Source organism: Tardiphaga sp. 37S4 (assembly GCF_021044645.1).
Classification (GTDB): Bacteria; Pseudomonadota; Alphaproteobacteria; order Rhizobiales; family Xanthobacteraceae; genus Tardiphaga; species Tardiphaga robiniae.
In genome coordinates this window covers 581,463-593,912 of the sequence record NZ_CP088008.1, presented here as the reverse complement: position 1 = coordinate 593,912, position 12,450 = coordinate 581,463, and the positions used below count along the sequence as shown (strand labels likewise).

The following is a 12,450-nucleotide window of genomic DNA, read 5'->3' as shown; positions in this document are numbered from 1 at the left end:
CGAAGCGCCGCGATCTCAAAATATCAATGGCCCCTTATCGTGCGCTCCAAGATCGCATTGTTGCGATGCTAGCCGAAGGCCGCTTGCTTTCTTTGTATCCTTGCGCCGTCGTTTATGCATGACCGAACTCTTTCTTCAGTTCTGCTTTTGCCTCTTCTAATCGTGACAGGTGCGTGGTCCTCCCGGCACGATTGATGTGAAATGTGAGCGTCGATAGCGCCGACCGGTGGGGATTTGCTTTTCGGGAACCGCCATGTCCTGCGGAACGTTTTGAACGATGCGATTTTCGTCGGATCTGTCAGCTTGAAAACGCCTTGTCTAAGATCCGACGCGTCGCTTGTCTTCGTAACATGCCGCGACCATCTCTTTTTGACCGATCGTGCCGTTGTCCCGCGAGCTCGTTTTGGGTTGATTTCGCTTTGGACAACCTCCTCGCCCCGCTGCTGTGATTTTCTTCCAATATTGAGCCATGGCAACTGCCGCTTCGCTAGCTTTATACCGTCTTTCCGATCGCCTCAGCGTAGGTTGTGTGTGGGAGCGCACGGAAGCACTGCCGATCAACGCCCGGAAGAATGCGGCGTTCCTAGAAAGATACATCACTTGGTACGCCTGAACCAAAACGTGCGCGCGCAGGCCCGGTTTCTAACGGCCTGGCGATGCATCCTCCGGGCCGATGGTCCTCTCCACTTCACGGGCCGTGCGGAAATCGTCCATGCGATCGGTGTTCGGGCCGAGTGCGGCTTCCTTGCTGAGCCAATGATACACGCGACCCACGGCCCGCTGCAGGACTTTCGGTCTGCCCGGACGCATGTTGCGCGCTCTGCAGATCGCACGTTCGGCATAAGCTTTAAAGTAATCGACTGCGTCAGACATCGGTGCTCCCCTCAGAACCTACGGCGGGACAAGCGAGCCGGCAATTGGGCGGTCGAACCAAAGCCAAGACGCCGTCGTAGATGTCAAAGAGACAACGGAGAACCCTTCGAAAGGGTTCAGCCGGCTCATGGCTGTCCGAGGTTAATTCTTCAGGCGCTCCGCCCACTGTGAGATCATGAGTGCAATTTCGGACACCACTTCCTGGTTGGTCCGTCCGCTGCGGACCGGGATATGAAAGCCGTGATCGGCACCATCGATCAGGCGAGAGGTCGCCCTCGATCTCAAGCCTTTGCAGACTTGGCGTAGGAGCGCGGGCTCCGCCAGCTTGTCACGTGTTCCCTGGATGAAGAGCATGGGGATCCGAATGCCCGCGAGATGTTCGGCCCTTATGATCGAAGGTTTGCCGGCGAGATGCAGGGGGAAACCGACAAATGCCAGCGCGCGTACGCCTTCGATCGGATCTTCTGCCTGCGCCTGCGAGGTCATGCGCCCGCCGAATGACCTGCCGCCCGCTATAATTAGCATCCCGCGGCATCGACGGCGGGCCTCCGCCGCGGCCAATCGTATGGCCGCATGGGCGACCGCCGGACTGTCGGGGCGCTTGCTGCCCTTCTCCATGAACGGGAACTGGAAGCGCAAGGTCGCGATGCCATGGCCATAAAGCTTCGCAGCAACATCTTCCATGAACGGATGCGTCATGCCAGCGCCTGCCCCATGGGCAAAGACGAAACAGGCTCGCGCGTTCCGCGGCTTCATTAGGAGGGCTGATAGCGCGAGCGCGTCCTTTCTCTTCAGCGTCAGGGGCGTTACGGGCGGCAGCCGGGTGTTCATTTCACTGCCGACCGCTCGCCGAAACGCTCCTCCAAGCCGAAGACCGAGCGACCGCCGAGCGCGGAGGATGCCTGTAATTCACCATCCACGAAATGCTCGAAGCACGGACCGCTTGCCGTTTGTTCGAGGCGGCGAGCCTGGTCGTCGAGCCGTTTCAGAGTCTGCATCTCCTCGTCTCTGCCGAGCTTGGCGTTCTGGACGGCTGTTTTCAGCACGCGGATGGTCTCGTCGTAGACCTTGATCGGCACCGGGTACGGGTGACGATCCTTGCCTCCATGGGCGAGTGAAAAACGCGCCGGGTCGCGGAAGCGGTACGGCGCGCCATGGACGACCTCGGCCACCATCGCAAGCGAGCGGACCGTCCGTGCGCCGACGCCCGGCGTTAGCAGTAGCTCGGGAAAGTCGAGCGGCCCGCGCTCGGCAGCCGCGGCGAGCGTGCCATGAAGGCGCCGGGTGAACACATCACTCGAGCGGACGTCGTGATGCGCCGGCATGACGAGATGCGGCAGGAGGGGCTGGGCAGGCCCGCCACCAGTCAGTGCTGCGAACTCGTCGACGATGCCGTCGGGGCCCAAAGCCGTCAGCAGGTCCAGTTGCGCCGTCCGGGAAGGTGCGGCGCGCGCATCCGTCAGATTGACGACGTTCCCTTGAAACGGACCATCGATGGCGCTGTGCGGTTCGTCGACGAAACTCGTCAGGTTCTCGGAATGCCAATGGTAGCGGCGGGCCTGTTTCTTGTCGCCGTTCATACCTTGCTGGACCACCGTCCATTTGCCCTCGTCGGTGACGAAGAAGCCGTGCAGGTAGAGATCGAAGCCGTCCTGGATGGCTGCGCTATCGACCTTGGCGACGAGACGGCTCGCGCGTGTCAGGGCCGCGCCATCGAATCCGATGCGGTCGCCGAGCGCATGAAGTTCGTCAGGCGTTTTCCGCGAATGCTGGCCCCGACCTCCGCAGACGTGGATACCGAGTTCGTGCTGCAGCGGCCCCAGGCCGCGCTTCAGAGCACCGATGACGCTGGTCGTGATCCCCGACGAATGCCAGTCCATTCCCATCACCGCGCCGAAGGACTGGAACCAGAACGGATGGGACAACCGCCGCAAAAACTCGTCGCGACCGTAATGGTGGACGATCGCCTGGGTGACGACGGCACCGAGCGCTGACATGCGCGAGGCCAGCCATGGCGGAACCCGTCCACCATGCAAAGGAAGATCGGCGCTGCCGGTCCGTTTCGCCATTCGCCTCGATATCCGATTCTTTGCCGTTAGGGGCTACGCTCGACCATCGTCCGGAAGGTGATGGAGTAGCGTTTCGCCTCGACGGCCGGAATGCTGTGTTCCCATACCGACCGCGCCTCGCCGGACATCATGTAGATCGAACGGGACTTCGCTTCGAGGGTGAAACGCTCGAACTTGGTCGAAGCGGGCCTGCGAAATCGGAACTTGCACATCGCGCCCAGCGACAGGCCGAAGATCCGATCGAAGTGCGGCTTGTCCCTGTGCCAACCGATCCCGACTCCGACGTCGTATTCGGTGCAGAGAACTTGCTGTATGCGCGTACTGGGTCCACCGAAAGTCTCGACGCGATGTGAGACATCGGCGAGCCATTCAGGAATCAGCTCGGCTTCAACGAGGCGGCGTGCCGTATAGTCGTAGCTGAACCCGAAGGAGGCTACGCGACGCTTGCCCTCATACTGGCCGAACTGAAACGGCTGGAGGGGCAAGGCGGCCACCTGGGCTATAAGGTCGAGCGCTTCCGCTTCCGAAACGAAGTCGTCGACATACCGGAGGCCTTCGGGACCTGTCGTGTTTTCCGTAAACAAGCTGAACTGGTTGGACAGTGGATTTTACCAAGGCTGTGGATCTACGATCCTAGTTATGGAGCCGAAGTAAGAAGTCAAAGGTCGGGCGGAACCGGCACATCATGACCGGCCGAACAGAAACGGCGCGTACGCGATCGCAAGGAGGATCAGCGCCAGCGGAAACGCGGCGGCGATGCAAATTTTATCGGTGTTGCGAAGCTGCATGCCTACGAAACCGAACGATCGGAGTTCCGTTCCAATGCCGGCCTTAGTCGCCGCCCTTCTTCACCCGATGTAAACTGGCAGCTAGCTTCTCGCGTTGCTGCTCCCAGCGCCGTCGCTCCGCTTCCGCGCGCTTGTCGATTTCGTCTCGTTCCCCTTGTATCGCGGCTTCCCTCGCGTCGTGCTCCTGTTCAGCGGCATTAAAGGCTCCTTGGGCGTTTGCAACCTGCGCTGCTTTCCGCTCTCGCTCCTTGGTCCTGGCTCGCTCTTCCTTGCGCTGGTCGGCCTCGCGTTTTCGCTGCTGTTTGCCGAAGGCGGCCGCGGCCCGACGTGCTTCCACGTTGTCAACTTTGGCCGCTTTGACCCGAGGCGCGGCCCGCTTCCGCGGCGCTGACACTTTCTTGGGGGCCGCAAGGTCTTTCGGAAGTTCACTCGTCTCCTCGAACGCGCCATTGGTGCCGACCGCTCTCCGCAAAACGATGCCGGGATGCGCGATTGTTGCAGAGACGATTGCAGGGTCGTCAGTCTCCTTGGCGAAGCCCTGGTGAAACAGGTTGCTGTCGGCGCCCCAGATATCGAGCGCGGCCTTCATGGACGGCGCCGCGACGGCCAAGTCGAAAAAGCCGATCGATGTCTGGTAGGTCTTGAGCTTCCGGGTCATCACTCGCAGGCCGGACAGGTGTCGGCCAAGCCATCGAGCACTTTCTCGATGGCTTTCACCCGTTGCTCCTTGTTCTTGCCGGAGAACTTTCGATGTTCGGCGATCGATCTTGCGTAATCCACGGCATGGTGGCTGTGACGAAGCCGCATATAGCCGTGATTTGGACATGGCGCGATGGCGTGGGCCTCAAGGAGGATATCCGTCGCCCACATGGATAGGGTCTCGGCGTCGTTCGTGTTCTTCGACATAGTCATGTCTCTCTAGGGAATTTTTTCCCGAGAATGGGATTTGGCGTTGACCGGAAATCAGACATGCCGTTCCGGCGTTTTGACATGCGAGAATGTGGTCATCGTCGAACATACCTTGAAAACAGCTAGGCTATTCTCGAGTTCCTTCTCGGTCTTAAAGGAATTCGCCATGCCTTGCGTCAAAGCTTCCGCCACAATACTGACGGTCGCCGGATCTTTTTCGCTTTCGGCGGGGTGTTCCGAAGCCTCGCATCGGCGGAGCCAGACCGCGAGTAAGCGATTGCAAGACGCTATCCACCGCGGCCAAGGGTAGGTCTTTGCTACAAAACGGGCTTTACAGCATCGCATTCAATGCCCCGGTAAGCGCGGAGGAGCCGGCGTCGTCGTGCTGTTTGACGGCGTTTTGCTTGGTGGCGATTCTTCTCTGCTGTACAAGGGCGCTTACGAGCAGCGAGACGGGAAGTTCTAAGCGACTATCCGGACATCCGGTTGGAGGTCCGTCTCAAGTTCAGGGCGCCCGTCTGAGGGCACCATTTACGTCTGGTTTTGGCTGCACGCCAACAGGAAATCCAGAGCCGACATTGCATCCAGATATCGCAATTTCACACGGCCGTTCACCCCAACCGCTTCGTCGACTAACGTCTGATCAGGCACCCGCTTGAAGCCCATTGCCCAGTTCGGAAACAGCCGGTCCCCATATCCAATGCCGCGCTGGAGCAAGCTGATATCTCGATGCCGCGGATCGACGCTGATACGGCCGTAAACTTCGATCACATTCTCCGGCTCTCCCTCAAGCGCTTGAAGAAAGTCGCCGTCCGAATAGACAAGCATGCCTGTTATATGCGCCGCATCATTCCGCGCCCTTGCCTTCTGCAATAGCTCGGAAAGATCCCCGGATGAAAATGGCTGATTTGCAGTGCTAAGATACAAAATACGAAACACGAACGACCTCCACCTCCGTCAACGCCGGCTTCCGGAGAGAGTTCAATGGTGCCTAAACGGCAACGTCCGCCGCCGACCGGCGCCGCCCCCTGAGCTCACCCGAGCAAGTGTCATCAAGGTTGCCGAAGGCCCTCCCCGACTTGTCAATGATTTACGGTACCGACCCGGTGACGTTGCGAAAAGCCATGGCTGGCGCCGATCAAAAGGCAGCTTTGCGCCCGAAGCGGAGGTCCATCCCAGATCAGCTTTGCCCCAAAGCAGCCATGGAGGCCAGCTTTAGCCATTTCCCACTTGTGTGAACGCGCCTAAGATGGTGAGGGATAGCTGTGTTCCGCTGATTTGGAACAGGTACCAACAGCATCAGGGGAGTGGCCGTGACGGGCTCGGTGTCTGACGAACCTTTCCCGTTCGGCGGTGGTGAAAATGGCGCTCTTATTCGTGCGCTCGATTGGTCCAACACCGGTTTGGGGCCAATCCCCGAGTGGCCAGAAAGCTTGAAGACCACGGTTAGCGTACTGCTGCGCTCCCCAGTTCCCATTGTGCTCCTGTGGGGACCGGACGGCATCATGATTTACAATGACGCCTATTCTATTTTTGCCGGAGGACGTCATCCCCTCCTGTTCGGCTCAAAGGTGCGGGAAGGTTGGCCCGAGGTGGCCGACTTCAACGACAACGTGATGAAGGTCGGCTTGAGCGGGGGCACGCTCTCGTACCGCAACCAAGAACTGACCCTTCATCGTTCGGGCGTTCCTGAGCAGGTCTGGATGAACCTCGATTACAGCCCAGTGTTGGGCGAGGATGGTCGTCCGGAAGGCGTTCTCGCCATTGTCGTGGAAACTACTCAGCAGGTGTTGGCAGAGCGAGCGTTAGGCATCGCGGAGGAGCGACTACGACAAGCTCTGAACGCTTCTGGGATGGTAGGTACGTTCAGTTGGCATGTACAGTCCGACACCTTCTATTCCGACGCGCGATTTGCTGAGATGTTCTCGGTCGATCCCGCCAAAGGAGACAAAGGTGCTCCGTTGTCGGAGTATCTAGCTGGTGTTCATCCCGAGGATGTTCGGCGGATCGCCGATGCCGTGAACCACACTGTCCTCACCCGGGAAAAGTATGTTCAAGAATATCGGCTTCTTCAGAAAGACGGGAGTATCCGCTGGGTCGAGATGCGCGGTGAATGCCTCTACAGCGAGAATGGTAAGCCGGACCGCTTCGTTGGTGTGGTGATCGACGTGACCAATCAGAAGAATGCACAAGAGCGTCAACAATTGCTCGCTCGCGAAGCGGATCACCGAGTAAAGAACATTTTCGCCAATTTCCACTCAATGATTAGTCTGAGTGCACGGAGTGCCGGAAGCCCAAAGGAGATGGCTCAAGCTCTTCGTGGCCGATTGGACGCGCTGTTGCGAGCCAAGGATCTTGTCCGTCCAGGTATCATGGGTACTGAGCACGAGAGCGAGCAGACAACGATGGACGCGCTGGTGCGCACCGTGTTGCAGCCTTATGAAGATGGCTCGCCTGACCGCATCGTCATAAGCGGACCCAATGTGCCAGTGGGAGCAAAGGCCGTGACGGGCCTTGCTTTAGTGTTGCACGAGACGGCGACGAATGCGGTCAAGTACGGGGCCCTGTCTCGGCCGGATGGTTCGATCCATGTCACATGGAACGCGAGCGGTGACTACTTCAGTCTGGACTGGGACGAAACCGGCGGTCCTGAAATTCATGTAAAACCGCAGACGCGTGGCTTTGGTAGCACTCTCATCGACCGCAGTGTGACCGGAGAACTGGGAGGGCGGATCGAGCATGACTGGCTGAGAAACGGTCTTAGGCTAAAGCTGAGCATTCCTCTGCAACGCCTTTTAGTTTGAACGTGCATAGCCCATCGCCACCTGATCGAAGGTCCGCTTCGCACCCAGAAGCTGCCACAGCGGGTTATCGGTGTCGCCGATCCTCGATAGCACCCTTGTCTCGCAGATCGGCCCTTATCTTGCGTACGCTTGGCAGCTGAATACCCAAATCGCACGCCTTCATTTTGACTGACGTAATGGCCGGCGGAGCGCTGCTGCGGCACGTAGAGCAGACGCTCCGCTGTCGACCAGTGCTTTCAGCTTGGCAACGTCGTCCGTGTCCCATGGCTTCGCAAGGAGGTGCCTGCTCACGGCTATTTCTCCATCGGTCGAAGCTCGCCCTCCAACCAGCCTGCGGCTTGGATGGCGGGATCTGGCTCAACGGCGGTATTGATGAAGCTGCACTTTGGGCATTCGTAGGAATGCACAACGAAGCCCTTTTCCGGGAGGGAGCATCTGATCCAGTGAGTGGCGGCTCCGCAATTTTGACAAGGTGGAGTTCGGGTGCGCGGCATGGCAGCACGTCATGAGTTACAAAAGTCCACGCTCGATAATATTCTTCAAAACACTTGCTATCAAGGAGAAGTGGAGCCGTTCAGACTGAACTAATGCGCTCAATCCTGTTTTCGAACAGTGAGCGCGTAACAACCTTGGAGCGAAGTGCGTTCGCCAACATCTTGCAGACGCACATCGGTTCACCTTTAACGGTCGTGCACCTGCAAGTGTCTCCGTATGCAAATCTTATCAGTCTATCGATGTCGCGATCTGCGATAGCTGCTTCAATCTGGCTGTCATAGGTCAGGAAAATCTCGGCTGAAGAGGATAGTGATGAAGCGCAATTAAGAAGGGTTTTGACCGCCAACGTTGAGAAGTTGTGCCACCGCCGTCAGTAGCTGTGCCGGTGCAAAAGGCTTTGTCAGGAGGACACTGTTCGGCACGCCTTGGGAAGCCCATTCCGCGGCGCTATCCCCGGTCATATATACGACAGCCAGTTCAGGATCGATCGCTCGTGCGTGCCTAGCTACATCCCACCCCGATAGTGTGCCGGGACTCAACTTTATGTCGGTCACCAGTGCGCGGTATTTGGGTGCGGAACTATCGAGTAGTCTAACCGCCTCATCCCCGGACTTGGCAACGATGACTTTGAATCCGCCATCGCCCAACGTCTCTTCAACTATATTTCGGATCAGCTCTTCGTCTTCTACGAGCAGGATTACTGGAAGGTCTTCCACTGATGCGCCCCTGTTGACAGCCGGAAGCGACGGTCGCGCTACAATTGATGGGGCAGCGAAAAGTTCCGATAAACCTTTGATGCTGAGAAGTAGCTCTAGGAAAAGGGCGAGGCGTTCGGTGACGACGGGACAGCATTATCGCGGGCGATCGAAGCTCTAGTGCCTTCAAAGGCGTTAGACAGAATGAACTCAATTCACTCGTCGGTATGTCTGCAGCGATAGCCCTTTTCAGGTCGGCGGCTGACTTGTCGGTGGGCGCGGATCAAGTTCTCCGAGGTAGCGCGTTATCGATCAGCAGCGGGCTGACAAGTTTTACGATCGACGCTAAAGCCAACTGAGGCGCAAGTTGATCGGATCTCTAACCGATTAAGGCTTCCAGAAATTTGGCAGTGCGGCTTTCCGTATTGCGCGCAACCTGTTGGGGTTCGCCGGCGGTCACGACGGACCCGCCCTCAATGCCTGCGCCAGGGCCCATATCGATCACCCAATCACTTTCGGCGACCACTGCCATGTCGTGTTCGACGACGACCACGGTGTTGCCGGCATCCACCAGGCCTTGAAGCTGCGCCATTAGCTTTTCGACGTCTGAGGGATGCAATCCAGTGGTCGGCTCATCCAGTACATAAAGTGCCGCCCCCCGCTGAGCCCGTTGCAACTCGGTGGCGAGCTTGATCCGTTGGGCTTCGCCGCCACTGAGTTCCGTCGCGGACTGACCGAGTCTAATGTAACCGAGGCCGACCTCTCGAATGACGCCCAGCGAACGTCGTAGTAGCGCATCTTTCTCGAAAAAGGCGAAGGCATCGTCCACCGTCATGTTCAACACGTCAGCAATGGATTTGTCCCGGATCCTGATTTCCAATGTTTTCGCGTTGTAGCGCGCCCCGTGACAGGTCGGACATGGTGCGTAGACTGACGGGAGGAAAAGCAATTCGACGGTGACGAAGCCCTCACCTTGACAGGTTTCGCAACGTCCTTTGGCGACATTGAATGAAAAGCGGCCGGCATCATAATGCCGTGCCTTGGCCTGCTTCGTGGCCGCGAACAGCTTTCTGACGTGATCGAAAAGCCCCGTATAGGTGGCGAGATTCGACCGCGGGGTGCGTCCGATCGGCTTTTGATCGACGACTACGAGACGTTTTACGTGCTCCATGCCCGCGACGATGTTGCCGCCTAACGTTTGAACGGCGGTTTCCAGAAGGTCCCCTTCGTCTGGAGCGCCCCGGTCCTCTTCGCCGCTCTTGTGCCCCAATATTTCTCCAACCTTCTCGACTAGAAACTGAGTGATCAAGCTGGACTTGCCCGACCCCGAGATGCCGGTCACCGCGGTAAACACACCGACAGGAATGTCGACGTCGAGGTCCTTGAGATTGTTGCGGGTGACACCGCGAAGTTGAAGCTGACCTCGCGGGAGACGGCGCCTTCGATCGAAGGGCGTTGCGCTCCCGAATAGGTGGCGCCTTGTTTGAGACGCTTCGACGTCGGCAAGTCCTTTAGGGATACCGCTGTAAAGCACCTCGCCCCCGTGAACGCCCGCCGCGGGGCCGACATCGACTATCCAGTCCGCGTGGCGGACTACATCCAGTTCATGTTCGACGACGAAAAGCGAATTGCCCGCTGCCTTAAGCCGGTCCAGCGCTCGCAGGAGAGCTTCGGTGTCGGCTGGATGAAGTCCAGCGGAGGGCTCATCCAGAACATACACTACGCCAAACAAGTTCGACCTAACTTGTGTCGCCAACCGGAGCCGCTGCAATTCGCCAGGAGACAATGTCGGGGTGCTGCGCTCGAGCGCGAGATATCCCAAGCCGAGATCGAGCAGAATCGCCAATCTCCCGTTTAGATCTTCCAGAATGCGCTGGACCACGAGAGCTTTTTCCGGATGGTCTTTGGGCATTTGAGATTTGCCTTGGAGATACGGTGCGATCAACTCGCGAACGTCCTTCAAAGGAAGCTCAGACAGTTCTGCAATATCCAAACCTGTGAATCTGACCGAGAGGGCTTCGGGCTTAAGCCGTTTTCCCCGACATACCGGGCAACGGCCGCTCAGCATGAACTGCGAAACCCGCCGCTTCATCATCGCGCTCTGCGTTGTTGCGAACGTCTGCAAGACGTATTTGCGTGCGCCGATGAAGGTGCCCTGATAACTCGGCTCTTCCTTGCGTCTGAGGGCACGCCTCACCTCGGCTGGCGTGTAACCGGCATATACCGGGACGGTGGGCTGTTCCTCGGTAAAGAGTATCCAGTCGCGGGTTTTCTTTGGCAGTTTGCGCCAGGGCGTATCTACGTCATGACCGAGAGTTACCAGGATGTCCCTCAGATTTTGCCCCTGCCAGGCGCTCGGCCAAGCCGCCACGGCTCGCTCTCTTATGGTGAGCTTGTCATCTGGAACCATCGAGGCCTCGGTAATATCGTGGATCCGACCGATTCCGTGACAGTGAGGACAAGCGCCTTCGGGAGTGTTGGGCGAAAATGACTCGGCATAGAGCAGTGGTTGTCCACGCGGGTAGTCGCCGGCGCGCGAATATAGCATGCGCAGCAGGTTCGACAACGTCGTCACGCTGCCGACCGACGAGCGTGTCGTCGGAGATCCGCGTTGCTGCTGTAAAGCCACGGCCGGTGGTAGACCTTCGATTTCGTCCACCTCCGGAATGGACATCTGATTAAACAATCTTCTCGCGTAAGGGGACACCGACTCAAGATAACGCCGCTGCGCTTCGGCATAGAGCGTGCCGAAGGCCAGCGAGGATTTGCCCGATCCCGACACCCCTGTAAAAACGACAAGTGCATTGCGGGGGATGTCGACGTCGATATTCTTCAGATTGTGCTCGCGAGCTCCGCGAACCCGCACGAAGCCCTCATCGAAGGGCGAGCCGGCATTGTACGAACCCCGTCTTCCTGCGTACATCTTGCCCTTCCGTGGAACTTTGGCCGCGATTTCAACCACAGATGAAACTTTGGCGGAGGAGTGCGGTTCCCCCCAACGGATATCCTTAGCGTTGCAGAAGCCTCAACAACATAGGAGGTCGAGATGGTCGACACGTCGCAAATCATAGAGCATATGGACGTCATCTCGTCGGACAAAAAGGTCGTCGGCAAGGTCGATCACCTGGATGGCGTGCATGCGATAAAGCTTACCAAACAGAGCTCGCCAGACGGGCAGCACCATCACTTCATTCCCGTCGATTGGATCGACCACGTCGATCAGCATGTCCACCTCAGGAAATCGGGAGTGGAAGTGACGGCGCACTGGAAGCACGGGCGGAGCTAGCCTGCTAGTTGGAATTCCACTTGTGACCTCTGGCCGGGGTATGGGATTGTTGCGTAGCCTTTCGCATGGCATTGGTGACTCGGTGGCCCATCTCTCGCAGCTTCGCAAGCTAGAGCTTGGAGGCCGGATTTCCCATGGGATCCAGCGCTGGTTATTGGATAATAGCCAGTTCGCCACCAGCCGCGTTGGCCGGCGCCAGATATCCGCCGTTTCGAATGCATGGAAACATCGTACCGCACCACAGCCTTGCCGGCGTAGCTGCGCGTGACATCCGAGAACTCGCCTTCAAAGGTGCCAACGACCGCCCATTCGTTCGTCCATTTCATCTCTGCGGATGCGGTCGTCAACGCAACATCGCGCGCCTGTGCCGCGCCGTTCACGACGAAGCTCGCACGGGGCAGCATCTGGAACGTCGCCGAAGCGAAACGGTCGGTGTTGAAATCATGCGCCCATGCGACTCGGCTGCGCAGGGTCAAGATCGCGTCCATCACGGCAAACGACTTGTCGGTGCGGAAGCCGAGTTCACTGCGG

At 58.3% G+C, this 12,450-nt stretch carries 13 protein-coding genes and 1 pseudogene; 2 read left to right on the top strand and 12 right to left on the bottom strand.

Annotated features, from left to right (window positions below):
• Positions 1-112 precede the first annotated feature (112 nt).
• From LPB73_RS29190 to LPB73_RS02775, 9 genes and pseudogenes are all read right to left on the bottom strand, one after another.
• Positions 113-295: a DUF3175 domain-containing protein gene (locus LPB73_RS29190; RefSeq protein ID WP_349768810.1), complete on the bottom strand. Its 183-nt coding sequence runs from the start codon at positions 293-295 to the stop codon at positions 113-115.
• 22 nt (positions 296-317) lie between these two features.
• Positions 318-476 (bottom strand): annotated as a pseudogene (locus LPB73_RS29185) (hypothetical protein); the annotation flags it as partial.
• A gap of 166 nt (positions 477-642) precedes the next feature.
• A complete protein-coding gene (locus LPB73_RS02805; RefSeq protein WP_093760826.1) occupies positions 643-873 on the bottom strand; it encodes a hypothetical protein in 231 nt (76 codons plus the stop codon).
• Positions 874-1,014: 141 nt separating this feature from the next.
• Positions 1,015-1,704, bottom strand: coding sequence for an alpha/beta family hydrolase (locus LPB73_RS02800; protein ID WP_093760828.1), 690 nt, complete (start codon positions 1,702-1,704; stop codon positions 1,015-1,017).
• Entirely contained in the window at positions 1,701-2,942 is a 1,242-nt protein-coding gene (locus LPB73_RS02795) for a DUF763 domain-containing protein (protein WP_231079535.1), read from the bottom strand. Before LPB73_RS02795 ends, LPB73_RS02800 begins: the two co-directional genes overlap by 4 nt.
• 26 nt (positions 2,943-2,968) lie before the next feature.
• Positions 2,969-3,526 (bottom strand): alpha-ketoglutarate-dependent dioxygenase AlkB, encoded by a 558-nt coding sequence (locus tag LPB73_RS02790; protein ID WP_231079534.1) that lies wholly within the window; start codon positions 3,524-3,526, stop codon positions 2,969-2,971.
• 247 nt (positions 3,527-3,773) lie between these two features.
• Entirely contained in the window at positions 3,774-4,388 is a 615-nt protein-coding gene (locus LPB73_RS02785; protein WP_231079533.1) for a cell envelope biogenesis protein TolA, read from the bottom strand.
• A complete protein-coding gene (locus LPB73_RS02780) occupies positions 4,388-4,636 on the bottom strand; it encodes a hypothetical protein (RefSeq protein WP_093760836.1) in 249 nt (82 codons plus the stop codon). The genes LPB73_RS02785 and LPB73_RS02780 overlap by 1 nt, the downstream gene beginning before the upstream one ends.
• Positions 4,637-5,170: 534 nt before the next feature.
• Entirely contained in the window at positions 5,171-5,578 is a 408-nt protein-coding gene (locus LPB73_RS02775) for a BLUF domain-containing protein (protein ID WP_231079532.1), read from the bottom strand.
• 386 nt (positions 5,579-5,964) lie between these two features.
• Here LPB73_RS02775 and LPB73_RS02770 point away from each other — a divergent pair, with 386 nt between their 5' ends.
• Complete coding sequence (locus LPB73_RS02770; protein WP_231079531.1) at positions 5,965-7,443, top strand: PAS domain-containing protein; 1,479 nt, start codon at positions 5,965-5,967, stop codon at positions 7,441-7,443.
• A gap of 818 nt (positions 7,444-8,261) precedes the next feature.
• On the opposite strand, the gene LPB73_RS02765 is transcribed toward LPB73_RS02770, so the two are convergent.
• Both LPB73_RS02765 and uvrA read right to left on the bottom strand, forming a co-directional pair.
• Complete coding sequence (locus LPB73_RS02765; protein WP_093760842.1) at positions 8,262-8,654, bottom strand: response regulator; 393 nt, start codon at positions 8,652-8,654, stop codon at positions 8,262-8,264.
• Between the two features lie 358 nt (positions 8,655-9,012).
• Positions 9,013-11,556, bottom strand: a complete 2,544-nt coding sequence (gene uvrA / locus LPB73_RS02760; RefSeq protein WP_231079530.1) for an excinuclease ABC subunit UvrA — start codon at positions 11,554-11,556, stop codon at positions 9,013-9,015.
• Between the two features lie 123 nt (positions 11,557-11,679).
• Between uvrA and LPB73_RS02755 the strand changes: the two genes are divergently transcribed.
• On the top strand, positions 11,680-11,919 hold the full coding sequence (locus tag LPB73_RS02755) for a DUF2171 domain-containing protein (protein WP_231079529.1): 240 nt from the start codon (positions 11,680-11,682) through the stop codon (positions 11,917-11,919).
• On the opposite strand, the gene LPB73_RS29180 is transcribed toward LPB73_RS02755, so the two are convergent.
• Positions 11,916-12,407, bottom strand: coding sequence for a hypothetical protein (locus LPB73_RS29180; RefSeq protein ID WP_414716896.1), 492 nt, complete (start codon positions 12,405-12,407; stop codon positions 11,916-11,918). The two genes, LPB73_RS02755 and LPB73_RS29180, sit on opposite strands and share 4 nt — an antisense overlap.
• Positions 12,408-12,450: the final 43 nt, after the last annotated feature.

Bases quoted from the DNA above. Each gene is read 5' to 3' on its own strand.
- LPB73_RS02795 (WP_231079535.1), bottom strand. From the start codon at position 2,942: ATGGCGAAACGGACCGGCAGCGCCGATCTTCCTTTGCATGGTGGACGG.
- LPB73_RS02800 (WP_093760828.1), bottom strand. From the start codon at position 1,704: ATGAACACCCGGCTGCCGCCCGTAACGCCCCTGACGCTGAAGAGAAAG.
- LPB73_RS02755 (WP_231079529.1), top strand. From the start codon at position 11,680: ATGGTCGACACGTCGCAAATCATAGAGCATATGGACGTCATCTCGTCG.
- LPB73_RS02805 (WP_093760826.1), bottom strand. From the start codon at position 873: ATGTCTGACGCAGTCGATTACTTTAAAGCTTATGCCGAACGTGCGATC.
- LPB73_RS29180 (WP_414716896.1), bottom strand. From the start codon at position 12,407: ATGGACGCGATCTTGACCCTGCGCAGCCGAGTCGCATGGGCGCATGAT.
- LPB73_RS02780 (WP_093760836.1), bottom strand. From the start codon at position 4,636: ATGTCGAAGAACACGAACGACGCCGAGACCCTATCCATGTGGGCGACG.
- LPB73_RS02785 (WP_231079533.1), bottom strand. From the start codon at position 4,388: ATGACCCGGAAGCTCAAGACCTACCAGACATCGATCGGCTTTTTCGAC.
- uvrA (WP_231079530.1), bottom strand. From the start codon at position 11,556: ATGTACGCAGGAAGACGGGGTTCGTACAATGCCGGCTCGCCCTTCGAT.